The organism is bacterium, assembly GCA_016716565.1.
Classification (GTDB): domain Bacteria; phylum Bacteroidota; class Ignavibacteria; order Ignavibacteriales; family Ignavibacteriaceae; genus IGN2.
Window position 1 is genome coordinate 670,263 of the sequence record JADJWC010000003.1, and the last position, 24,155, is coordinate 694,417.

At 36.7% G+C, this 24,155-nt stretch carries 23 protein-coding genes, 2 tRNA genes and 1 pseudogene; 18 read left to right on the top strand and 8 right to left on the bottom strand.

Features of this window, described 5'->3' with window-relative positions; all coding sequences use genetic code 11:
• Position 1: 1 nt before the first annotated feature.
• Together IPM14_15035 and IPM14_15040 are read right to left on the bottom strand one after the other, a co-directional pair.
• Positions 2 to 379 (bottom strand): DUF559 domain-containing protein, encoded by a 378-nt coding sequence (locus IPM14_15035; GenBank protein MBK9099398.1) that lies wholly within the window; start codon positions 377 to 379, stop codon positions 2 to 4.
• A gap of 152 nt (positions 380 to 531) precedes the next feature.
• Positions 532 to 1,701 carry a hypothetical protein gene (locus IPM14_15040; GenBank protein ID MBK9099399.1) on the bottom strand — a complete coding sequence of 390 codons (1,170 nt, stop codon included), beginning with the start codon at positions 1,699 to 1,701 and terminating at the stop codon, positions 532 to 534.
• Positions 1,702 to 2,013: 312 nt separating this feature from the next.
• Here IPM14_15040 and IPM14_15045 point away from each other — a divergent pair, with 312 nt between their 5' ends.
• From IPM14_15045 to IPM14_15055, 3 genes are all read left to right on the top strand, one after another.
• On the top strand, positions 2,014 to 2,529 hold the full coding sequence (locus IPM14_15045) for an SLBB domain-containing protein (GenBank protein MBK9099400.1): 516 nt from the start codon (positions 2,014 to 2,016) through the stop codon (positions 2,527 to 2,529).
• Positions 2,530 to 2,536: 7 nt separating this feature from the next.
• On the top strand, positions 2,537 to 3,469 hold the full coding sequence (locus IPM14_15050; protein MBK9099401.1) for a hypothetical protein: 933 nt from the start codon (positions 2,537 to 2,539) through the stop codon (positions 3,467 to 3,469).
• 238 nt (positions 3,470 to 3,707) lie between these two features.
• The gene (locus IPM14_15055) at positions 3,708 to 4,757 is read left to right on the top strand and encodes a polysaccharide biosynthesis tyrosine autokinase (GenBank protein MBK9099402.1); all 1,050 of its coding nucleotides are present in this window, start codon (positions 3,708 to 3,710) and stop codon (positions 4,755 to 4,757) included.
• A 134-nt stretch (positions 4,758 to 4,891) separates the two neighbouring features.
• Here IPM14_15055 and IPM14_15060 read toward each other — a convergent pair whose 3' ends face one another.
• Genes IPM14_15060 through IPM14_15085 form a run of 6 tightly spaced genes read right to left on the bottom strand, consistent with a single transcriptional unit; the run spans position 4,892 to position 10,638 of the window.
• The gene (locus IPM14_15060; protein MBK9099403.1) at positions 4,892 to 6,052 is read right to left on the bottom strand and encodes a sodium ion-translocating decarboxylase subunit beta; all 1,161 of its coding nucleotides are present in this window, start codon (positions 6,050 to 6,052) and stop codon (positions 4,892 to 4,894) included.
• Positions 6,053 to 6,054: 2 nt separating this feature from the next.
• Positions 6,055 to 6,498 (bottom strand): biotin/lipoyl-binding protein, encoded by a 444-nt coding sequence (locus tag IPM14_15065; protein MBK9099404.1) that lies wholly within the window; start codon positions 6,496 to 6,498, stop codon positions 6,055 to 6,057.
• 12 nt (positions 6,499 to 6,510) lie between these two features.
• The gene (locus IPM14_15070; protein ID MBK9099405.1) at positions 6,511 to 6,912 is read right to left on the bottom strand and encodes an OadG family protein; all 402 of its coding nucleotides are present in this window, start codon (positions 6,910 to 6,912) and stop codon (positions 6,511 to 6,513) included.
• Positions 6,913 to 6,923: 11 nt separating this feature from the next.
• Positions 6,924 to 8,483 carry an acyl-CoA carboxylase subunit beta gene (locus IPM14_15075; GenBank protein ID MBK9099406.1) on the bottom strand — a complete coding sequence of 520 codons (1,560 nt, stop codon included), beginning with the start codon at positions 8,481 to 8,483 and terminating at the stop codon, positions 6,924 to 6,926.
• A gap of 57 nt (positions 8,484 to 8,540) precedes the next feature.
• Positions 8,541 to 8,948, bottom strand: a complete 408-nt coding sequence (gene mce, locus IPM14_15080) for a methylmalonyl-CoA epimerase (GenBank protein ID MBK9099407.1) — start codon at positions 8,946 to 8,948, stop codon at positions 8,541 to 8,543.
• Between the two features lie 40 nt (positions 8,949 to 8,988).
• Positions 8,989 to 10,638 carry a methylmalonyl-CoA mutase family protein gene (locus tag IPM14_15085; GenBank protein ID MBK9099408.1) on the bottom strand — a complete coding sequence of 550 codons (1,650 nt, stop codon included), beginning with the start codon at positions 10,636 to 10,638 and terminating at the stop codon, positions 8,989 to 8,991.
• A 381-nt stretch (positions 10,639 to 11,019) separates the two neighbouring features.
• Here IPM14_15085 and IPM14_15090 point away from each other — a divergent pair.
• The 15 genes and pseudogenes from IPM14_15090 to mltG all read left to right on the top strand — a co-directional run bounded on the left by IPM14_15090 (position 11,020) and on the right by mltG (position 24,139).
• Positions 11,020 to 11,108 (top strand) — tRNA-Leu (locus tag IPM14_15090).
• Positions 11,109 to 11,178: 70 nt separating this feature from the next.
• Positions 11,179 to 11,252: transfer RNA gene (locus IPM14_15095), tRNA-Val, on the top strand.
• 132 nt (positions 11,253 to 11,384) lie between these two features.
• Positions 11,385 to 13,317: pseudogene (thrS, locus tag IPM14_15100) on the top strand (threonine--tRNA ligase).
• Positions 13,318 to 13,346: 29 nt separating this feature from the next.
• Positions 13,347 to 13,868, top strand: coding sequence for a translation initiation factor IF-3 (locus IPM14_15105; protein ID MBK9099409.1), 522 nt, complete (start codon positions 13,347 to 13,349; stop codon positions 13,866 to 13,868).
• 15 nt (positions 13,869 to 13,883) lie between these two features.
• Positions 13,884 to 14,075: a 50S ribosomal protein L35 gene (gene rpmI / locus IPM14_15110; GenBank protein MBK9099410.1), complete on the top strand. Its 192-nt coding sequence runs from the start codon at positions 13,884 to 13,886 to the stop codon at positions 14,073 to 14,075.
• An 18-nt stretch (positions 14,076 to 14,093) separates the two neighbouring features.
• Positions 14,094 to 14,441: a 50S ribosomal protein L20 gene (rplT, locus tag IPM14_15115; GenBank protein MBK9099411.1), complete on the top strand. Its 348-nt coding sequence runs from the start codon at positions 14,094 to 14,096 to the stop codon at positions 14,439 to 14,441.
• 68 nt (positions 14,442 to 14,509) lie between these two features.
• On the top strand, positions 14,510 to 15,523 hold the full coding sequence (gene pheS / locus IPM14_15120) for a phenylalanine--tRNA ligase subunit alpha (GenBank protein ID MBK9099412.1): 1,014 nt from the start codon (positions 14,510 to 14,512) through the stop codon (positions 15,521 to 15,523).
• A gap of 12 nt (positions 15,524 to 15,535) precedes the next feature.
• Positions 15,536 to 17,938, top strand: a complete 2,403-nt coding sequence (locus tag IPM14_15125) for a phenylalanine--tRNA ligase subunit beta (GenBank protein ID MBK9099413.1) — start codon at positions 15,536 to 15,538, stop codon at positions 17,936 to 17,938.
• Positions 17,939 to 18,247 (top strand): hypothetical protein, encoded by a 309-nt coding sequence (locus IPM14_15130; protein ID MBK9099414.1) that lies wholly within the window; start codon positions 17,939 to 17,941, stop codon positions 18,245 to 18,247.
• Between the two features lie 75 nt (positions 18,248 to 18,322).
• The gene (locus tag IPM14_15135) at positions 18,323 to 18,619 is read left to right on the top strand and encodes a cell division protein ZapA (GenBank protein MBK9099415.1); all 297 of its coding nucleotides are present in this window, start codon (positions 18,323 to 18,325) and stop codon (positions 18,617 to 18,619) included.
• A gap of 240 nt (positions 18,620 to 18,859) precedes the next feature.
• Positions 18,860 to 20,425 carry a ribonuclease Y gene (gene rny, locus IPM14_15140; GenBank protein ID MBK9099416.1) on the top strand — a complete coding sequence of 522 codons (1,566 nt, stop codon included), beginning with the start codon at positions 18,860 to 18,862 and terminating at the stop codon, positions 20,423 to 20,425.
• Between the two features lie 30 nt (positions 20,426 to 20,455).
• On the top strand, positions 20,456 to 21,067 hold the full coding sequence (locus IPM14_15145) for a dephospho-CoA kinase (GenBank protein ID MBK9099417.1): 612 nt from the start codon (positions 20,456 to 20,458) through the stop codon (positions 21,065 to 21,067).
• 85 nt (positions 21,068 to 21,152) lie between these two features.
• Entirely contained in the window at positions 21,153 to 22,052 is a 900-nt protein-coding gene (locus IPM14_15150; protein ID MBK9099418.1) for a proline dehydrogenase family protein, read from the top strand.
• Positions 22,052 to 23,092, top strand: a complete 1,041-nt coding sequence (tsaD, locus tag IPM14_15155; GenBank protein ID MBK9099419.1) for a tRNA (adenosine(37)-N6)-threonylcarbamoyltransferase complex transferase subunit TsaD — start codon at positions 22,052 to 22,054, stop codon at positions 23,090 to 23,092. Before IPM14_15150 ends, tsaD begins: the two co-directional genes overlap by 1 nt.
• 3 nt (positions 23,093 to 23,095) lie before the next feature.
• The gene (gene mltG / locus IPM14_15160; GenBank protein MBK9099420.1) at positions 23,096 to 24,139 is read left to right on the top strand and encodes an endolytic transglycosylase MltG; all 1,044 of its coding nucleotides are present in this window, start codon (positions 23,096 to 23,098) and stop codon (positions 24,137 to 24,139) included.
• Positions 24,140 to 24,155: the final 16 nt, after the last annotated feature.

A 24,155-nucleotide genomic window follows, 5' to 3' on the forward strand; every position in this document is an offset into this window, starting at 1 on the left:
TTTAAATTTTGATTTCTTTCAATTTTTTTAGAGCATACTCAATCTTATTAAAAGCTTTATTTGGATTTCCAAACAACTCTTCATCCTTAATTCTAACGAAACTTACACCAAACTTTTTTAAATATTTCTCTCTTCTGAGATCATATTCTTTTCTTCCTGTTTCATTGTGAGTCCCACCATCCGCTTCAATTGCTAGTTTCAATTCAGGACAATAGAAGTCAATTACAAAATGGTCAATAGAATACTGACGTTTAAATTTACACCCGAGTAATTGTCTATTTCTTATGTATCTCCAGATTAATTTTTCAGCTTCAGTTTGATTTTGTCGCAGCTTTCTTCGTTTCGTCTTTTCAATTGATTTATTGAAATGTTTTGTCATATTTTAATTCTGAAACACTTTTGCTCTATTAACAATGGAGAGAAACCTCTCCCTTACTCCCTCTCCTTGGTAAGGAGAGGGAAAAGAAGGGTGAGGTCAAAAAGTATGGTGTAAAAATAGTGAATAATTTTTTCAGAAGAATTATTTAGTTATCAGAGAGATGTTCCGACTTTAATTCTGAGATTTGCAAAGAGCGAAGTAAATCCAAAGCTTCCGCTTTTAGTGTTGGACATAATTATACTAGGTCCTATAGAAATCGTACTAAATGCCCAGTAGTCAAATATTTTCTGAACAAGAATATCAAGCACATATTGTGGTTGTCGTACCGGACTGCTTACCATTGCATCAAAACGTAAATCGAAAACGCTTCCGGCAAGGGCAAGCTCACGTCCTGTAAACCCAATGTGCCATTCATCTATGAACTGTGCGACATAAAACTTGCCTCTTGTTGCTCCAAGAACTTTCACAGGGTAACGCATCTCCCAGTTCAGGTATGAACCTGTTAAAAGATAAGGCTGGTATTTTATAGTTCCGTCCGGATTATAAACGATGTTGTCTTTGTTTACTGTCTGCTTTGTATATTTAAGTATCTGTGTTTCAGTGAAGTCTTCGCTGACACCAAGATATCCTATTTCAAAAAAGTTACCGAATGGAATTACATAACTAAATTGGTAACCATTTGTTACAAACAGGTTGTTATGATTTTCTGAACCTTTCAATTCAACAAATGCATCTACTGCTTGAAAAACTCCACCTCTGAAACCAAGTATATGGAAATTAGCTTCTGCAAAATTTGTTTCAAGTGCGCCGGAGTATGGAGTACCGAAACCAAACGAAAGTCCGATATCTTTCTTTATTGGTAGTCCGAATCTCTCTCCTCCCTGGAATTGCAGGAATGGATTTATGTACCCAAGTGTAGGGGATATCTGGAACACAGATGGGGGATTAAGTATTTTATCAAACCTAAGCTTATCTATTACCCTGGTAAAAACACTTCCGTAATTAATTGTTTCCTCTAGGTTCAGCTTGAAGGGATAAGTTACAATCCTTGCTCTCAATTCCGGATCTAAAGCAAGGAATGGATACAATGCTCCTTTAATTGATATTGTTTGATTGTTTGCATCGCGGACGTCGACAACAATTTCAGCTTTAGGATCCGGCGGATCGATGAACAATGCTTCCTGTATCTGAATGAACAGACTGTCATCCAGGGGTTCCATCTGAAAATAATTTACAGGCTCTTCAGCTTCCTGTGCAACAGTATTAAATGGAATGATAAAAGCAAACGCAATCGCCAGAATCAGATAGTATAAAGTTCTCATCCTTAGTTGGATTTAATTCTCAGGTTGTTAAAAATTCACGATTATTATACCAGAATGAACGTAACGATTTACAACAGAAAATATAATCGGGAGTCAATTGAATACGTATAAATGTTTCCTGTTGGTTAAATTTACCGCTATGTTAAACCGGATAGCAAAGTTCATTTTTATTTTTGCGGGGCAAATATATTGAATTGAATCATTAATTATCAGTCATCATTTAATAATTATAAAATAAATTTCACAAAGCATTAAAATTTGATTGAGTCGATTTATTCTATAAATTTATAAAAACAAAAAAATAGAATTGTGATGCGAATTATCCTTACCATTTTTTCCTTATTGATTGTCTGCCAGCACATTACATATTCACAGCAGGAAGACTACCAGCTTGGTTTAAGTCAGAGTTATCGGGGTCAGAACCAGGGTGCGTATTATGATTACTCCGATCCGGAGGGATTGAATATAAAAGTATCTGTTTGGGGTTACGTTAAATATCCGGGCAGATACGTAATTCCTCAGAAGAGTGATATTAAGGATCTGATATCATACGCAGGAGGTATTTCGGATGATTCTTATCTTGATGATATCAGAATTTATAAAACTCTGCCTGACTCAACACAGCAAATGTTGAAATTTAATTATGAAGATCTCTGGTGGGAAGAAGATCTCAATCAAAACTTAACTATCTATAAAATGGAAGCCGGAGATGTGCTTGTCGTACCTGGAAGACCAAGATTATACTGGGAAGATTATCTGACTCTTTCGCTTTCAATCGTCGGTGTTTTACTTTCATTAACAACTCTAATTATAACAGCAAATAATTAATAATACTATGGCAGACGAACAACAGGACGTTCAGACTATTCATCAAACCAATACCTTCAAAGATTACATAAGATTAATAAGAGCTAACTGGATACCGGTTGCAGTAATTACTCTCGCAGGTCTTATTGTCGCATTCATATATGCAATAAATGCAATAGATATTTATAAATCTACTGCAGCGATAAAAATATCAAGACCTCAGGGCGGAAGTGTTTTAACTTCACCTCTTCTTCCGGAATTCCAGGAATGGGGTAATGATCGTTTCATTGCTAATGAAATTGAAATAATGAGATCTTTTACTGCAAGACAAATGGTTGCAGTAACATTAATTGACAGTTTTTACCGAGATACTGATAAATCCAGATACTTTGTTCTCAAGGATAATAAAGCAATTGAGAATGCCTCCGATAATACTGTAAAGACTGCAGATGATCTTGCTGCTACGCTGAGTGATGTTTCTATTGACCAGAAAAGAGGATTGGATATTATAGAAATCAGCGCTCTTTCGCCATCACCTTTTGAAGCTGCGCTAATCGCTAATGTCTATGCACAGCAATACAAAACTCTGAATCTTGAACAGAACCGAAATCAGCTTACTCTTGTCACGAACTTTCTTGATGAACAGAGAAAAGAAAAATATGATGAGTTGAATGCCGCAGAAGAAACATTACGTGATTTCCAGGAAAGAGGAGGACTGATAGCTCTCGATGAACGTGCATCAACTCTTATCAGCGTACTTGCACAATTTGAAGCTCAGAAAAGTGCAACACAGGTTGACCTGATGGCGTCGAATAAAGTATTGGAGAATCTGAGAAAAGAACTGCAGGCACAGAACCCGAGAATGGCGGATTATTTGACAAGCCTCACTTCTCAGAAATATATAACAGCGATACAGGAAGAGATTGCAAAACTCGAAGTTAATAAACAGGTTGCCATTTAAGGAAAGACGGCTTAACTGAGGAATCACCAATGATACAGGAATATGATAGAAAGATTAGTGAATTAAGAAAGCAGCTTGATAAAGAGCTGGAAGTATTGAAAGCAGGGATCTTTGCAAGCAGTCCTGAAGAAGTAAAGAGCTAACTCAGAAGATTATTGCAGAGGAAGTTAGAAATCAATCACTCGAAACATCAATAAAGGAACTTGATAAAATTGTTGAAGGCTACGAAGCAAGATTTATGAAGCTTCCTAAAAATGCTATAGAGCTTGCAAGACTTAAAAGAAATTCAGAAGCTCTCGAAAAACTTTACCTGATGATTGAGCAAAGATACCAGGAAGCATTAATTAATGAACAATCACAGCCGGGAAATGTTTTAATAATCGATGAAGCACGAATTCCGCAATATCCGTCAAAACCAAACCGCAAGCTTATAATTATCATTGGATTTTTACTCGGTGCAGGATTAGCAGTCGGGTATGTATTTGTTAAGAATTATTTTGATGATACGGTTAAATCACCTGACGATATTGAAAACAGAAAGATAAATGTGCTTGCGTGGATACCGCATTTCGAAAGCACTATTGCTGGTGATCAATCGATTCAATTTATCGTTGACAAGCTCCCGGATTCTATTCCGAGTGAAGCGTTCCGAGCATTGAGAACGCGTATTCAATTTTCCAGGATTAATACTGAGTCATTAAAATCTATTTTAATAACTTCCTCAGCACCGCAGGAAGGAAAGACAACGATAGCAGCAAACCTTGCCGGAAGTTTTGCTCATTCAAAAAAGAAAGTTCTTCTTATTGATTGCGATCTGAGAAAGCCATCTGTTCATAAATTATTCAACAGGGATAAAGTTCCTGGATTGATCGACCATCTTGTGGGTGCAGCCAAACTGGATGAGATACTCGTTAAATCGAATATTCCGAATCTCAGCTATATACCTTCCGGAACGATTCCTCCTAACCCCGCCGAAATGCTTGATTCACTGGAGTTGAGAAATTTCCTGAAATCTTTACGTGATAAATTCGATCTAATAATTCTTGATTCACCACCGATCATTGCAGTTACGGATAGTGAAATCCTTACAAGTATGGTAGATGGTACTTTGTTGGTTGTTTCTTCAGAAAATACTGAAATCGATATGATGGAGCGTTCAGTTGAACTTATCAGAAGGGAGAATACTCAATTCCTCGGTACCGTTCTTAATAACTTTAGCTATAAGTCAGGATACGGTTCGTACTACAAATATTATTATTACTATTCCCGCCCGGAAGCGAAAACGTAAGAAATAATAGAACGCTGAATACGCAGATTGGTCTGATCAGCACAGATATAATTAATTGCAGACCACTTATATTCAAACAAATTATTTTGATCAGTCATTATCCGTTTGATCAGTACGATTCGTGTTCCATTATATTAAAGTAAGAACGACATCAAAATACCCGCAGCTACCGCAGAACCAATAACGCCAGCCACATTAGGTGCCATTGCGTGCATAAGTAAATGATTTGTCTTATCGTATTGAAGTCCGATTATCTGTGATACTCTTGCACTATCGGGAACTGCTGATACACCCGCGTTACCAATTAGCGGATTGATTTTATTTTCATCAGTGAGAAATAAGTTCATCACTTTCGCAAAAACCACACCTCCGAAAGTTGCTATCATAAATGACAAAGCACCCAGTCCAAAAATTCCGATCGAGTTTGCTGTAAGAAAAGTAGTAGCTTGTGTTGAAGCTCCGACTGTTATTCCAATAAGTATTGTGACTATGTCGATTAGGGGACCTTTTGCTGTATCTGCAAGTCTTTTAGTGACTCCGCTTTCTTTTAAAAGATTTCCAAAGAAAAGCATGCCAAGCAAGGGCAATGCACTCGGTGTGATGAAAGTGGTCAACAGCAATCCGACTATCGGAAACATTACTTTTTCAGTTTTGGATACTGAGCGGGGAGGCTTCATCCTGATCCTGCGTTCTTTGTCATTTGTTAACAGCTTCATTATCGGAGGCTGGATTACAGGAACCAGTGCCATATAAGAATAAGCAGATACAGCTATTGCACCCATCAATTCTGGGGCTAACTTGGATGATAAAAATATTGCTGTTGGACCATCTGCACCGCCGATAATTCCGATAGCAGCAGCCTGCTCAGGGATAAATCCAAGTAGCAAGGCAAGCATATACGCACCAAATATTCCCAGTTGTGCAGCTGCTCCAAGTAAAATCAATTTAGGATTTGATAGCAGTGTTGAAAAATCTGTCATTGCACCGATACCCAGAAATATAAGCGGAGGATATACACCTTTGATTACTCCAAAGTAAAGATAGTTCATCACGCTTCCAGGTTCATAAACTCCAAGCTGAAGGTTTGCTTCCTGTAAGAAGGGAATATTTCCTATTAAAATACCGAAGCCGATTGGAACTAGCAGAAGTGGCTCATATTCTTTTGTTATAGCCAAATAAATAAATATCAATCCGACTGCTATCATAACAATATGACCTGTAGTCATATTTGCGAAAGCCGTGTAACGGAAAAATTGGGTTATACCGTGATTCAGAAATTCAAAAAAACCACCCATAGTTATTCACCAATCTCGATTAATATATCGCCCTCAAGTACACTATCGCCTTTTCGTACTTTAAGTGATTTAACTGTCCCTGCTTTATCAGCATTAATATTATTTTCCATTTTCATTGCTTCAAGTGTAATTAGTTTTGTTCCAGGAGTAACTTTATCTCCCTCCCGAACATGAACATCTAATATTACACCTGGTAATGGCGATTTGATAAATCCCGCTCCTTTTGGTGCCGTAGGTGCACTTGTTTTCATTTGTGACGGAACAGATTCAGTTGAAGGTACTGCAACTGAACGGACAAGTCTTGGAGTTTTAGTTGCCGATATTTTTCTATCTACCTCAACTTTATAAATTGTTCCGTTAACTTCTATCTCGGCAATATTTTCTTCAACGTCAAGAACCTTAACATCGTATTTATTGCCCTGAATTGTAAACTTAAAATTTTTCATCGATGATATTCCTTATCTTGGATGTTGTCTTAAACCGTAAATCTTCGAGCTCCACGGAGAATAAATTTTTGAAGCTCTGTTGATTGTAAGAATGGCTGATTCCTCGTCGTGCATTTCCTGGAAGTAAAGATGCAGCGCCATCGCAATGGCAGCATTCACTTCACCCGGAATCGAGACATCTTTTTTCTCCTTATCAATTACCCCTTCTTTACGAAGAAATCTTCTTATCTTAAGTTGAAGTACTTTGGATATATTGTAGAACACAATGTAAAGCAGGAGCAATGCAATGAATACAATGGCATAACCGATTACCGTCATTCCCAAACCGAACGGATCAACTTCTTTGAAGAATTCTGATTTACCGGTTTTGCTCAGCGTATCTGCCAGCACTTGTTGAGCTTGTAAAAAAAACATTTTCAACCTTTCTATAGTGGAATGTTGGAATGTTTCTTCGGAGGATTATTATCCTTTTTTGTCTTTAGCGATTCCAATGCCCTGATCACTCTGAATCTTGTATTTCTTGGTTCAATCACATCATCTATGTATCCATACTTAGCTGCAACATAAGGAGTAGCAAATTTTTTCTTATACTCTTCTTCTTTTTGCTGGAGGAATTTCATACGCTCTTCCAGATCTTTGATATCATTGTATTCTTTGCTGTAAAGAATTTCGATTGCACCTTTAGGACCCATTACAGCAATTTCTGCAGCAGGCCAGGAATAATTAATATCTCCGCGCAGATGCTTCGAACTCATTACATCGTATGCACCACCATAAGCTTTTCTCAAAATCACAGTAACTTTTGGAACGGTTGCTTCACCATATGCAAAAAGTAATTTTGCACCATGAATAATTATACCTCCGTACTCTTGTGCAGTGCCTGGTAAGAAACCGGGAACATCAACAAAAGTTACAATCGGCATATTGAATGCATCGCAGAAACGTACAAACCTCGCAGCTTTTCTTGATGAATTTATGTCCAATACACCTGCTAGATAATTTGGTTGGTTCGCAACAATACCGACAGGCATTCCGTTGAATCTTGCAAATCCGGTTACAATATTTGGTGCAAAATGTCTTCCAACTTCAACGAATTCATTATAGTCAACAACTGAATGAATAACATCCTTCACATCGTACGGTTTGCTTGGATTTTCCGGAACAATTTCATTTAAATGATCTTCCAACCTGTCGATCGGATCTGTGCAAGGAATTACCGGTGGATCCTCGAGATTATTTTGCGGTAAGTAGCTAAGCAGTTTTCTTATTAGCTGGATTCCTTCCTCTTCAGTATCAGCAACGAAATGAGTAACACCTGATTTCGATCCATGAACCATCGCTCCACCAAGCTGTTCCTCATCAACCACTTCGCCAGTAACAGTCTTAACGACTTTCGGTCCTGTTACAAACATATAACTTGTTTCTTTTGACATAATGATGAAGTCAGTCAAAGCAGGGGAGTAAACTGCACCACCAGCACAAGGACCAAATACTGCTGAGATCTGCGGAACAACTCCTGAAGCCATTATATTTCTCTGAAAAATCTCAGCATAACCTCCTAGACTTTTAACTCCTTCCTGAATTCGCGCACCACCGCTGTCATTTATTCCGATAATTGGAGCACCGACTTTCATCGCTTTGTCCATTATCTTGCAAATCTTCTGAGCATACATTTCAGAAAGAGAACCGCCGAAGACCGTAAAATCCTGAGAGAAGACATATACCAATCTTCCATCAATTGTTCCGTAACCGGTTACTACTCCGTCCGAAAGGTAAGCTTGTTTATCGAGACCGAAATCAATACTTCGGTGAGAGACGAACATATCAAATTCTTCAAAGCTTCCTTCATCTAGCAGAAGATCGATACGTTCACGTGCGGTGAGTTTTCCTTTTTTATGCTGAGAGTCGATGCGTTTTTCGCCACCGCCAAGTCTTGCTTGTTCGCGAAGCTGCATCAGCTCTTTTATTTTATCCTGTATTGCCATTGGTAATCTTTCGAGGATTAAAAATATTTTTTAATTTTTATGTGAACGGTAAAATGTTCACATCGGTTTTTCACATAATTCTGTAAGAACTCCGAATGTTGATTTGGGATGAAGGAAGGCTATGTTCAAACCTTCAGCACCTCTGCGTGGTTTTTCATCGATCAACTTAATTCCTTTGTTTTTTAAATCGTTTAATGATGAGTCAAGTCCTTTAGCTGCATAAGCGATATGATGAATTCCTTCACCGCGTTTTTCAATGAACTTTCCGATTGGACCATCTGGATCAGTAGATTCCAGCAATTCTATTTTTGTTTGTCCAATCTGGAAGAAAGCTGTTTTTACTTTTTGATCTGCAACTTCCTCAACAGCATAGCATTTTAAACCGAGAACATCTTCATAAAATTTTATTGAATCATCTAAACTCTTAACAGCAATTCCGATATGTTCGATGTGAGTTAAATTCATTTTAATCCTTCATTATACATTATGAATTATACATTCTAAATTAAATAACCACGTGTTCTTTGTATTCACCAAAAACACCACGCATAGTATTGCAGATTTCGCCGATACTTGCATAAACTTTTACTGCATCGAGTATGAACGGCATTAAATTATCTTTTCCTTCAGCAGCTTTACGAAGCGCTTCGAGTTTTTGTCTTACTTCATCATTATTTCTTTTTGATCGGATCTGCTTCAGGAATTTGATTTGTTCATCCTGAACTTTCATATCAATCTTCAGCAAGTCTTTATGTTCCGGTTCTTTTATCTGATATTTATTTACACCAACGATTATCCTTTCGTTCTCTTCAATTTCCATTTCATATTTGTAAGCCGATTTCTGAATTTCATTTTGAACAAAACCTGCATCGATTGCTTCAGTCATTCCACCCATTGAATCAATCTTATCAATATACTCATCTGCTTCTTTTTCAATAAGATCCGTCATTGCTTCTACATAGTATGATCCTGCAAGCGGATCAACAGTATTTGCTACACCACTTTCTTCCGCAACAACCTGCTGGGTCCGCAATGCAATTCTTACTGAATCTTCAGTTGGTAAGGCTAATGCTTCATCACGTGAATTGGTATGAAGACTTTGAGTTCCGCCAAGTACTGCAGCTAATGTTTGAATTGTAACTCGAACAATATTGTTATCAACTTGCTGAGCGGTAAGTGTTGAACCTGCAGTTTGTGTATGGAATCTTAACATCATCGATTTTGGATTCTTCGCTTTGAATCTTTCCTTCATAATTTTTGACCACAGTCTTCGGGCTGCACGAAACTTTGCTACTTCTTCCAGCAAATCGTTGTGAGAATTGAAGAAGAATGAAAGACGCTGACCAAAAGTATCAACATCAAGTCCGGCTTTAATTGCAGCATCCACGTATGCTATTCCATTTGCGAGAGTGAATCCTACCTCCTGCGCTGCAGTCGAACCAGCTTCACGAATATGGTAACCGCTGATTGAAATTGTATTCCACTTTGGAACTTCCTTTGAGCAATATTCAAAAATATTTGTAATTAATCTCATCGAAGGTTTTGGCGGATAGATGTATGTGCCTCTGGCGATATACTCTTTTAAAATATCATTCTGAATAGTACCGCTGATTTTATCTCGTGTTACACCTTGCTTCTCAGCAACTGCAATGTACATCGCAAGTAAAACAGAAGCAGGAGCATTGATGGTCATCGATGTAGATACTTTATCAAGTGGAATTTTATCGAAAAGAATTTCCATATCAGCGAGTGTGTCGATAGCAACTCCAACTTTACCAACTTCACCATAAGCAATCGGATCATCACTATCGTAACCAATCTGAGTTGGAAGATCAAAAGCAACAGATAAACCTGACTGTCCCTGTCCTAAAAGATATCTATATCTTTCGTTTGATTCCTTAGCAGTCCCGAAACCTGCATACTGACGCATTGTCCAGAATCTGCCTCGATACATTGTCGGTTGTATTCCTCTCGTAAAAGGATATTCACCTGGGTAACCTGATTTTTCATCGTAATTTCCTGACACATCTACTGGAGTATATAATTCCTTAACCGGAGAAAAGGATGCGGTGGTAAACTCTTTTTTGCGTTCGGGGTTTTTCGATTTGAAACTTGTGTACGTATTCTTTAGCCATTCACTATACTTTTTCACCAATACTAACTCCTTTCAGATTTTAATTCAAATTCGTTTCCAAAAATCTTTGGTAAGCAAATTTATTCGCAGTATTTCAGTTTGGCAAATATGAACTCGAGCAAAGTAGATGCCATCAGAGGTGGAAAGGATAATTTGTCCTAATTAAATTAAAGTAAGGTTTGAATTAGTCTTCTATTCATTAGAGAGAAATTCATTCTTCCTATTCTTAAAATTGAAAACCACTAAGTACTAAGCAAGTAATGTATTTCAGGAAGAATTTTAACCACTTCTTTATCCAAATTTAGTTAGTCATTGGGCAATAATCTTTTTTTTGCAAAATGGGATGTCATTATTTATTTTTACAGGCTCAAAATTAAAGTTTTTCGCTATTTTAGTGCTATTGCCGGGGTGGCGGAATTGGTAGACGCACAGGACTTAAAATCCTGTGGGAACTTGTTCCCGTGCCGGTTCGAGTCCGGCCCTCGGTACCATAAATAATGTATAATGAATAATTTAGAATTTACAATTCGTAATTCTACATTCTAAATTGTTAATTAATCCGGGCTCTTAGCTCAGTTGGTTAGAGCGTCTGCTTGACGTGCAGAAGGTCAAAGGTTCGAATCCTTTAGAGCCCACAAAGTTTAAGAAGGTCAAAGGTTCTGCCAAAGACATTTCTTGGGAAGAATCCTTTATAGCCCACAACACCTTCCGGAGAGTATTGTGTTCTGATTTGTGCAACAATCCGGTAGGTTTTTTTATAGAAGTTTATGAATAAGATAAAAATAAAATTTCCAGATGGTAAGTATCGAGAGTTTGATAAAGGAGTAACTCCGTATCAAATTGCCAGCGCTATTTCAGATGGACTTGCCAATGAAGCACTTGCTGCAAAAGTGAATGGTTACGTCATAGATATGCAAAGACCGATAAACGAAGATGCTGATATAAAGTTTCTTAAATTTGATGATGAAGAAGGAAAAGAGGTTTACTGGCATTCATCATCTCACTTGATGGCTCATGCAATCAAATCACTGTATCCCGAAGCGAAGTTTGGCGTTGGTCCGGCGATAGAGAATGGTTTTTACTATGACTTTGATATAAACAAAAAGCTCGATGAAGAAGACCTTCGTAAGATTGAACACCAGATGGAATTGATTGCTAAAGAAGATAAAAGGTTTGAGAGAACTGAATTACCAAAAGCAAAAGCTGTAGAATTTTTTAAGAAGCAGGACGATCAATACAAGCTCGAAATTTTAAGTGAGCTCGACGAAAACAGTGAAGTCATCAGCACTTATAGCGAAGGTGACTTTACTGATCTATGCTGGACCTCATCTTCCATCAGCAGGAAAAATTAAATATGTAAAACTGCTGAGTGTATCTGGTTCGTACTGGCGCGGTGATGAGCACAATAAGCAGATGCAAAGAATTTATGGCATCTCGTTTCCAAAAAAGAAAATGCTTGATGATTACATCCATTTTCTTGAGGAAGCAAAAAGAAGAGACCATCGTAAACTTGGTAAACAGCTTGACCTATTCAGCATACACGAAGAAGCCGGAGCAGGGTTGATCTACTGGCATCCGAAAGGTGCACGCATCAGAATGGAGATAGAAAACTATTGGCGTGATGCTCATCTGCAAAATGGATATGAATTTCTTTATTCTCCTCACATGGGAAAAAGCTGGTTGTGGGAAACTAGTGGTCATCTTGGTTTTTATAAAGATAGTATGTATTCCGGAATGAAGATCGATGAACAGGATTATTACATCAAACCAATGAATTGTCCTTTTCACATTATGATTTATAAATCGCATCTTCGTTCATACCGGGATCTTCCATTAAGATGGGCTGAACTGGGAACTGTTTATCGATACGAAAAGAGTGGTGTTCTTCATGGCTTATTAAGAGTCAGAGGATTCACACAGGATGATGCGCATATATTTTGTGCACACGAACAAATTGAAGAAGAGATCAGACGGACTTTAAATTTTGCACGAATGATTCTTGGCACTTTCGGTTTTACAGAGATGAATTTTTATCTCGCTACTAAACCTGAAGACTCGGTTGGTGAAGTTGAGCTTTGGGATAGAGCAACTGCATCATTAAAAAAAGCTCTTGAAGCAGAAAATCTATCTTATCAATTGGATGAAGGTGGCGGTGCATTCTACGGTCCAAAGATCGACATCAAAATAAAAGATGCACTTGGAAGAGAATGGCAATTAAGCACCATTCAATTTGATTTTAATATGTCTGAAAGATTCGAGATAAAATATATTGGCGAGGATGGAAAGGAACACAGACCGTTTATGGTTCATCGTGCATTGCTTGGATCAATAGAAAGATTTTTCGGAATTTTAATAGAACATTATGCCGGAGATTTTCCTTTGTGGCTGGCTCCGGTGCAGGCAGTTGTTATTCCTGTATCTCAAAACTTTTTTGATTATGCACGTTCTGTAAATGAGGAATTGGTTAAGGCAGGAATTCGTACTCAGTTAGATGAAAGAAACGAAAAAATTGGTTATAAAATCAGGGATTGGGAAACCCAGAAAGTTCCTTATATGATCATAGTTGGTGAAAAGGAGCAGAGTGCATCGAATATTTCAGTCCGACAGCATAAAAAAGGTGACCTTGGTGCATTTAAAATATCCGATTTTATTGATAAACTTGCTACCGAAATTAAAAATAAAGATTACTCAACAAATTAAAGAGGTCATACATCGCTCAAGTAGATAATATCAACGTTAATGAAGACATCCAGGCATCCAAAGTCAGAGTGATTGATTCAGATGGAAAACAGCTTGGAGTATTTTTAATTAAAGACGCCAGAAGATTGGCGAGTGAAAGAGGAAAAGATCTTGTGGAAATTGCACCGCAGGCAAAACCTCCTGTGTGTAAGATTATTGATTTCGGAAAATTCAGATACGAACAGCAGAAGAAAGAAAAAATTCAGAAGAAAAATCAGCAGGTTTCTGTTCTTAAAGAAATTAGATCCCATCCAAATACTGATGTGCACGATTTTGATTTTAAGACAAGACACGCAGTAAATTTTTTGGAGGAAGGAAATAAAGTAAAAGCGACGGTTGTATTTAAAGGAAGAGAAATGGCTTACGTTGAACAAGGAGAAGAGTTGCTGAAAAGATTTTTGGAAAGAGTTCAGGACGTTGCGAAGGTGGAAGTGGAGCCCAAAATGGAAGGTAGAAATATGAGTTTGATTGTGGTTCCCGTTTCAAAAAAAGGAAAGAAAAAACAACAATAAAACTAGGATTAAATTATGCCAAAGATGAAGAGTAACCGGGGTGCTTCCAAAACTTTCAGGAAAACTGCTTCGGGAAAATTTAAAAGAAATAAGGCTTATAAAAGTCATATTCTGTCTTCAAAATCTACAAAGAGAAAAAGACAGTTAAGGAAGGCTACGTTAGTATCAGAAGCCGACCAAAAAAGAGTAAGTTTAATGGTTCAATAACGATAAAGGAATAGTAAAATGCCAAAAGCAAAGAATAACGTTGCTTCAAGAAAACGAAGAAGAAAAGTATTAAAACTGGCTAAAGGTTACTGGGGTAATCGTGGTAACGTTTGGACGGTAGCCAAAAATGCTGTTGAGAAAGGTCTCGTTCACGCATACCGTGACAGAAAATCAAAAAAGAGAATCTACAGACAGTTATGGATTACAAGAATAAACGCTGCAGTCAGACCTCATGGACTGAGCTATTCAAAATTCATAAATGCTCTTGATACAAAGGGAGTTGTAATCAACAGGAAGGTTCTTGCTAATCTTGCAGTTGATAATCCCGACGCTTTCTCTGAACTTGTTAAGTTCGCTGCTAATTAATTTCATCCCTCATTGAAAGGCTAAATTTTCTTTGAGGGTATTTTTTTAAATATTCGGTAATTCCATTTATGCAGATCTCCGAAATAGAGAGAATCAGTAAAGACTTCAGCCTGGAAATTGAAAAGGTTTCAGCACCGGGTGAGCTTGAACAAGTTAGAATTAAATACCTCAGCCGAAATGGAATTATTACGAAACTGTTCGATGATCTTAAAGCTCTTACCGGAGAAGAGAAACCGTTATTCGGTAAACTGCTGAACAATCTCAGGAATAATGCAAATCAATTATTCAATGAGAAGAAATCATCGATTGAGTCCACTAAAACTTTAGATTCATCAAAAATAGATTTAACACTTCCCGGAAAAACTATTAAGCTGGGAAGCAGGCATATTCTCACGCAAACTCTTACTGAAATAAAATCAATTTTTAAAGGACTTGGTTTTTCTGTTTACGATGGTCCCGAACTTGAATCCGATTATTACAACTTTGAAGCATTAAACTTTCCTCCGGATCATCCAGCGAGGGATATGCAGGATACTTTTTTTGTTGGTGAAAAGTTTGTACTGCGCACGCACACAACTCCGGTTCAAATCAGAATTATGGAAAAGGAAAAACCTCCGATAAGAGCGATAATGCCCGGCCGTGTTTACAGGAATGAAGCAATCAGTTCAAGGAGCTATTGTATGTTCCACCAGGTTGATGGAATTTATGTTGATACTGATGTTTCGTTTGCCGAATTGAAGGGAACGCTTGTAGCTTTCGCAGAGCAATTTTATGGTGAAGGATTGAAGTACCGATTCAGACCAAGCTTTTTCCCATTTACTGAACCAAGTGCTGAAATGGATATCACCTGCTACATCTGTAACGGAAAAGGATGCAGAGTTTGTAAATACAGCGGCTGGCTTGAAATTCTTGGCTGCGGAATGGTTGATCCAAACGTATTTAAATATGTCAACTATGATTCGGAAAAATACAGCGGATATGCTTTCGGAATGGGTATCGAAAGAATTGCAATGCTGAAGTATGGAATTGATGATATAAGAATATTTTTTGAAAATGATCTGCGTTTTCTCAAACAATTTTAAACGGAAAATTTCTTGAAGATCTCTTTAAACTGGATTAAAGAATATGTTAACCTTGATGGAATCTCAACTGATGAGCTAATCGAAAAGTTAACTATGTCCGGACTTGAAGTTGAGGATTACGAAGACCAAAATAAAAAGTATCTCGGAATGGTTGTCGGGTTAGTAAAAGATGTACAAAAACATCCTAATGCAGATAAGCTGACTGTCTGTACTGTTTTTGATGGAAGTTCAGATTTACAGGTTGTGTGTGGAGCACCAAACGTTGCAAAAGGACAAAACGTTGTTTTTGCACCGATTGGTTCCATAATTCCAAATGGAAATATGGAAATGAAAAAAATTAAGATACGTGGTATAGAATCCAACGGAATGATCTGCGCTGAAGATGAACTTGAATTAAGCGATGATCATTCTGGAATTTTAGTTCTTGATGAAAACCTTTCTGCGGGAACAACAATAAGCGAAGCACTTGGATTGAACGATGTAATTCTTGAAGTTGCTGTAACTCCAAATCGTCCGGATGCACTTTCTCATATCGGAGTTGCACGTGATCTGGCTGCAATTTTCAATCGCGATTTAAGAATACCAAGATTAGATTTTCAGGAATCACAACAGGAGATCAAACAGCTTGCAAGTGTTGAGATTGAAGATAAAATAAACTGTCCGCGTTACTCTGCCAAAGTTGTCGCAGGAATTACCATCAAAGAATCTCCTGAATGGCTGAAAAATAAATTGAAGAAAATTGGTCTAAGACCAATAAATAATGTCGTCGATGTTACGAACTTTATTCTTCATGAATTGGGACAACCGTTACATGCATTTGACCTGGATCAAGTATCGGGAAAGAAGATTGTTGTAAAAAGTCTTCAGGACCAATTAAAGTTTACAACTTTAGATTCTAAAGAAAGAATTTTACCAGCCGGAACAATGATGATATGCGATGGAAAACGTGAAGTTGCCATTGCGGGTGTAATGGGTGGAGAAAATTCCGAAGTAACAGAAACCACTAAAAACATTTTGATTGAATCTGCATATTTCAATCCGACTTCAATCAGAAGGACTTCCAAAAAGTTACAACTATCGACTGATTCATCCTACAGATTTGAAAGAGGAACCGATCCATCAAATACAGTTTATGCTGCTCAAAGAGCTGCACAGATAATTGCTTCAATAGCTGGTGGTGAAATTGCTAAAGGTATTATTGATGAATATCCAACCAAAGTCCGGCAGAAAGAAATAACTCTCCGGCTAAACCGGATGAATAAGTTGCTTGGTTATGAAGTTCCGAAATCTGAAGTGATGAGAATCTTACAAAAGCTTGGAATCAATTTGCTAAAAGATATGGGTGAATCACTCGAAGTAATTATCCCTTCTTACAGACCGGATATCGAAAGGGAAGTTGACTTAATTGAAGAAGTGGCGAGGATTGCAGGTTATGAAAAAATTCCTGTAATTGAAAAGGTGAGCATAACTCTTCATAAAAGAAAAGACGATTTTGAATTTGAAGAAAAAATAAGAGAGACAATTTTATCTCTTGGCTTTAACGAAATGGTCAACAATCCACTACGATCAGAAACTGAAGCGAAAATAACCGGTGATCCGATCGAGATAACTAATCCGCAAAGCAGGGATATGGCTTTTCTGAGGACATCTTTGGTTGTTTCAGCACTTTCTGCTGTTTCCAACAATATTAAAAAGGGTGAGAAGGATTTAGCGGTTTTTGAAATTGGAAACACATTTAAAATGTTAAAAGAAAACTTAAATGCGTTTCAGGATTTCGAGGAAAAAAAGAAATTATTACTTATTCTTTCAGGTAAAAAGAATACTAGACAGTGGTATACAGGTGAAATCGAATATGATATTTATGATTTAAAGGGCATGGTTAATTCATTTTTATCTAAAATTTCGCTTGACTATGTTTTAAATGATTCTTATAATTCAATACAAAATAAGATTTACGATTATCAATTCACCGTAAACTTTAAAGATTCAGTGTTTGGAACTGGCGGCAAGCTGAATCAGAATGTTCTTAAAATTTTTGATATAACTCAGCCAGTTTATGCGTTTGAGAGTGATTTGGAAGTGATTCAGAAGTTAACTGGATTGCGAAGAGCATTCAGCGAACTGTTAAAATACCCGAAAGTTTATCGTGATTTTGCTTTTTTATTCGATAAATCCATAAATTATTCCTCAGTAAAGGAATTTATTTTAAAAGAAAGCGATAAAATCCTAAAATCAGTTGAGTTGTTTGATCTTTTTGAATCTAAAGAGATCGGTGATGATAAGAAAAGTATGGCATTCAATTTAGAGTATTATGACTACAGCAGAACTTTAACTGATGAAGAAGTTGATAAGGATTTTCAAAATTTAATAGGTAAAGTCACAAAACAATTTAATGCAACATTGAGAGGTAAATAGTTGGTTGATCTGGCTAAATACGAAACTTTAATAGGCGATCTTGGAAAATTAGAATCCCAGGTAGAGATTCTGAAAAATAAATACAGCGATACTGTTGGCAGAAACAAAGAATTAGAAGTATCACTGAACGAAATTCAACAGGATAAAAACCTTCTTCATCAAAAAATTTCTGAGCTGGAATCAGAATTAGAAGAATCAAAACTTAAATCGGAGGAAAAATCAAAACTAAATTTAGAAGAACGGGAAGAAATTAAAAGTAAAATCAGAGATTTAATTAATAGAATAGATAAACACTTATCTTCAGAATAAATTAATGGTTATTTTGAGGAAAAGATAAATCAATTAGTTCTTAAATAATTTGTTCGTGGGTTGGCGCAAAAAATACTGATGGAAAAAAAGAAGCTGAAAATAAAAATATTTGACAAAGAGTATTCGCTCCTTGTTGAAAATGAAGAAATAGCAAAAGAGCTGGCTATTTATGTTAATAAAGTTATGGAAGAGACCAAAGATGAATTGCCGGATCAGCCGGCACAGACAATAGCCATTATCGCTTGTTTGAATATAGCATACGATTTATTTTTAGAGAAAAATAAAAACAGAGAATTTTTAATTCAGGCTTCGGATAAAGTTAAAAGAATTAAACTGCTTCTATCAGAACAACAAGCTGTTGACCCATCATAAGTATAACCGCTTCGCTGCTCCTAATAATTAGTGAAAAACTAACATAAACTAATTGGGAGTATTACTCCGGCGTGTATTACAGGCCTCATCTTCAATCTTGTATTGAAGACTCTCCCCTCGGGATAGCAGTGGAAGTAAAAAGCGACTGGGACCATTCCCACTGTGATTAATAGGGTTTTTCCTATTAATTACGGGGCAGCGAGTGCGGTCTTAAAAAATAAACACTTGTATGGAGGAAAAATGGACGAACTGTATGTACTAATACCGATGCTCGCTGTTGTGATAGTTGTGTTCTTTTACCTTGGCTGGATGATGAATTCCAGGATTGGTAAAAAAAGTATATTAACGGCCGAAGAACAGGCAAAAAAAATTCTTGAAGATGCTGATAAAGATGCCAAGAATATTAAAAGAGAAAAACTTTTAGAAGTAAAAGATGAATGGTACAAGAAGAAAACTGAATTTGATAGGGAAGTCCAGCAGAAACGACAGAAGCTTACTGCATTAGAGAAGCAGATACAGCTGAGAGAAGAGAATAGCGAGAAAAAATTTGACCTTATTCTTCAAAAAGAACGGGAGAATAAAAAGTTTGAACAGGAGCTGAACCACCAGCAAAAATCGATTGAGAAAAAGCTGGAAGACATCAATCGACTTGAGCAGGAACAAAATGCGAAACTAGAAAAAATTTCCGGACTATCCTCAGAAGAAGCAAAAAAAATTCTGATGGAAAATCTTGTTAATGATGCTAAAACTCAGGCAGCTTCGATAATAAAAGATATTACAGACAAAGCAAAAGCTGATGGGAAAAGAGAAGCTCAAAAGATAATTGTCCAATCCATCCAGAGAACCGCAGCGGATCATTCCATAGAAAGCACTGTTTCCGTAGTCCAGATTCAGAATGATGAGATGAAAGGCAGAATTATAGGAAAAGAAGGAAGAAACATTCGTGCATTTGAATCAAGTACCGGTGTTGATGTTATTGTTGACGATACTCCCGAAGCAGTGATTCTATCTTCTTTCGATCAGTTCAGAAGAGAAGTTGCTCGAGTCTCTCTGGAAAGATTAATTTCTGACGGAAGAATTCATCCTGCGAGGATTGAAGAAGTGGTTGAAAAAGTTAAGCAGGAACTTGAAGAAGAAATGGTGCGCGACGGTGAGAACGTGGTTCTGCAATTAGGTTTGCATAATATGCATAATGAACTGATAAAGCATATCGGAAAAATGAAATACCGCTCAAGCTTTGGTCAGAATTTAATGCAACACAGTATTGAAGTGGCTTATCTTACCGGTATCATGGCTTCTGAACTCGGAATGGAAGCTAGTTTAGCAAAACGTGCAGGTTTGCTTCATGATGTTGGCAAAACTGTTGATAAAAGTGTTGAAGGTCCTCATGCACTCATTGGATATGAGTTCACAAAGAAGTACAATGAAAATCCTATTGTAGTCAACGCAGTTGGTTCACACCACGAAGATATTGAGATGGAACATCCGATAGCCGCTTTAGTTCAGGCAGCAGATGCAATAAGCGGTGCAAGACCAGGTGCACGTCGTGAACCACTTGAAAGTTATGTTAAGAGATTGGAAAATCTTGAATCACTCGCAAAATCATTTGAAGGCGTTGCAAAGACGTACGCAATTCAAGCCGGAAGAGAAGTAAGAGTTGTAGTTGAACATGAAAAAATTGATGATATCCTTGCTGATAAACTTGCAAAAGAAATTGCCGCAAAGATTGAAAGTGAAATGGAATACCCCGGACAAATAAAAGTCACAGTTATCCGGGAAGTAAGAAAAATAGGATATGCTAAATAAAAAGAGGCTACTGCCTCTTTTTTTATACTTATGAAAAAGTTAAAAAAAATAAGAGTTGCAATTACGGGAAACATCGGTTCCGGCAAATCGACTTTTGCGAAATTCCTTTCAGAGGAAGGAATGCCTGTAATTTTTGCTGATGATATTTCGAAAGATATTTTAGCGAATGATCAAAGTGTAAGAGATCAAATCATCCAGGTATTGGGCTCGAATGCATTCCAGGGAGATAAAGTAAATAAAAAATTTATAGCAGAAGCAATTTTTTCGGATTCTAAAAAATTAAAAAAAATAAATTCGATTCTGCATCCGAGAGTTCGGGAAGAAATCGATAAGTTGTCGCAAAAATTCTTTACTAAAAATAATATTGTATTTGTTGAAGCCGCACTTATTTACGAATCAAAGATTGAAAAAATGTACGATTATGTTGTTTTGATTGCTTCAGATCTTAAGTTGAGAATGGAGCGGACAACTCAAAACAAGAATCTTACGAAGGATGAATTTATCAAACGCGAAGCAAACCAAATCGATGAAGATAATAAAAAGAAAAAAGCGGATTTCACTTTTTCAAATAATGGTACAATTGAAGAGTTGAAACAAAAAGCTACGCTTCTTATAAACCTGCTCAGAGCAACCACAAAATAAACAATAGAAAAGTGTAAAAACTCTTTTTCGTTTTTTACAGTAATAAAAATGCTTTAATTTTGTATATAAATTTTCGGAGAATGTTGTGTCCATATTTCATGATCTTCTTGTAAAAACTGTAAAACTGATGCCTGAAAACATTGTATGGATATTTTCAAAAAAATACATAGCAGGTAAAACCCTCCAATCAGCTATTGATACTGTTAAAGAGCTAAATTCAAAAGGAATACTCGCAACACTGGATGTGCTCGGTGAATCCGTAAAGTCAAAGGAAGAAGCAACTGAAGCTAAGAACAAAGCTCTCGAAGTGCTCGAAGCAATTGTTAAGAATAGGCTAAATGCCAACCTTTCCATCAAGCCTACTCAAATGGGATTAGCAATTGATAAAGAATTCGCATACCATCAAATAAAAGAATTAGTAAAGAGAGCGAGCGAAATAAATAATTTTGTCAGAATTGATATGGAAGATTCGCCGTACACAGATCTGACCATTGAAGTTTATAAAAGAATTTATGAAGAATACAGTAATGTTGGTATTGTGCTTCAGGCTTATTTAAAGCGAACTTCAAATGATACTATTGTTTTAAATAAAATCGGAACGAACTACAGACTTTGTAAAGGAATATATATCGAGCCGGCTACAATTGCCTATAAAGAGAAGCAAGCGATACGAGATAATTTTATGAAGAGTCTCGAGCTAATGTTAAAGAATGGAAATTATGTCGGAATAGCAACTCACGATAAATATTTGATTGATAAATCTTATGAACTAATAAAATCGCTCAACATTCCAAAAGATATGTTTGAGTTCCAGATGCTTCTTGGAGTAAGAGAAGACCTTCGTGATAAAATCAACAAAGATGGCTATAAGATTAGAATCTACGTTCCTTTCGGTAATGATTGGTACAAATATTCAATCAGAAGACTTCAGGAAAATCCGAATATTGCCGGACATATCGTTAAAGAATTTTTTGCTTTCCGCTAATGGCTGATTCCCGGAAATTAAATATCCTGGGAATTGAAAGCTCCTGTGACGAAACTTCGGTTGCCGTACTTATAAATAATGAAGTAAAAGCTAACCTGATTTCATCTCAACATTTTCACAAAGCATTTGGTGGAGTGGTCCCTGAGTTATCGAGCAGAGCACATCTTCAAATGATAAAACCTCTGATTGATTCAGCGTTGAAAACAGCAGGATTAAAATTAACTGAACTTGATTTGATCACTGCGACAGCAGGTCCTGGATTGATCGGTGCTTTGCTTGTGGGACTTACGTATGCTAAAGGTTTATCATTTTCATTGAACAAACCCTTTGTTGCTGTAAACCACATCGAAGGGCATATATTTTCAGGTTTTCTGATGGAACAAAAACCTGAATTTCCTATGCTGGTACTTGTTGTATCAGGAGGTCACACATTATTACTTTATGTTGAAAGTTTCACAAAAATTTATCTTCTCGGTACAACTGTCGATGATGCCGCAGGTGAAGCATTTGATAAAGTATCAAAGCTGCTTGGATTTGGATATCCCGGTGGTCCTCAGATTGAAGCCAGCGCTTTAAAAGGTGACGAGAATACTATAAAATTTCCTATTGCAGAATTGAAGGATGAATTTAATTTTTCTTTCAGTGGATTGAAGACATCTGTACTTCGTTATGTTCAAAATAATTTTCCTGAAAAAGAAATTCCAGAAAAAGATTTGAACAACATTTCCGCATCATTTCAGAAAGCACTGGTTGAAGCGCTGATTCGTAAAGTAAATCTCGCTTTAAATAATTTTAAAATAAAATCATTGTCCCTCGTTGGTGGTGTTGCAGCAAACAAGAAATTAAGAAACGAAATGAAAATTCTCGGTGAAAAATTTAACATTCCCTGCATAATTCCTTCTATGGAATATTGCGGTGATAATGCTGCAATGATTGCGTTAAGAGGATTTCAGCTTTATCAATCTGGCGTGAAGGATGAATTAAGCGTTAAACCTTATCCTGCAATTCCAGCAGATCATTTCCTCAGGATGAAGTTATAACTGATGCAAAGCAGATTTAAATATTTATTGACCCGATGGGAATTTTTAGCTGTCGTTGGTGTATTCGTACTTGTGCTTATTATAGCATACCTGACATTTTTCACTCCAAACTATTACAAACAAAATTCACCTGTTCGTTTCGTCATCAGCAAAGGAGAAAGTTTTGCTTCAGTAACTGAACGACTATATGAGCAAGGAATTATTCCAAGCAAAACGAACTTTAAAATAGCTGGATTTATTTACGGTGCTGAAAAAAAAATCAGAGCAGCAAGATTTCAAATTCCGAATGGACTGAGTTATCTGGATTTGCTTGACTTGTTTATATCAGGGAAATGTGATTTCCAGAGAACGTTGACAATCAAACCTGGTCAGACAATAAAATGGCTTGCTCATCGACTTCAGAAATATGTTTACATAGATTCGAGTTCGTTTGTGAAACTGGCTACCGATAAAAACTTTGCTGATTCTTTAGGTCTAAAGCAAAGTTCATTTGAAGGATATTTGTTTGCGACTAATTATGAAATTTACGAAAGAAGTACTCCCGAAGAGGCAATTAAACTATTCTACAATGCCTTCAAAGAATTCTATAATGATAGTCTGCTTCAAAGAACAAAAAAAATTGGCTTTAATGTTCACGAAATTGTCACTCTTGCATCAATTATTAAAGGTGAAACAAATAAAGAAGAAGAGATGCAAAGAATTTCCGGCGTTTATCATAACAGGCTGAGGATAGGAATGAAACTTCAGGCTGATCCAACGATTCAGTATGTTATACCGGGTGGATGGAAAAGGTTAACATACAAGGATCTTGAACTCGATTCACCGTACAATACATACAAATATTTTGGATTACCTCCCGGACCGATTAATAGTCCCGGTGAAGTTGCAATACTTGCAGCATTGTATCCGGAAAAAAATAATTATCTTTACTTCGTTGCTGATGGAACGGGTGGTCATTTGTTTGGTAAAAATTTGAATGAGCATAATAACAATGTGAAAAGGTATAGAGATTTTGTTAAAAAGCAGAAGTCAGAATCTAAAAATTGAAAATAAAATTTATCAG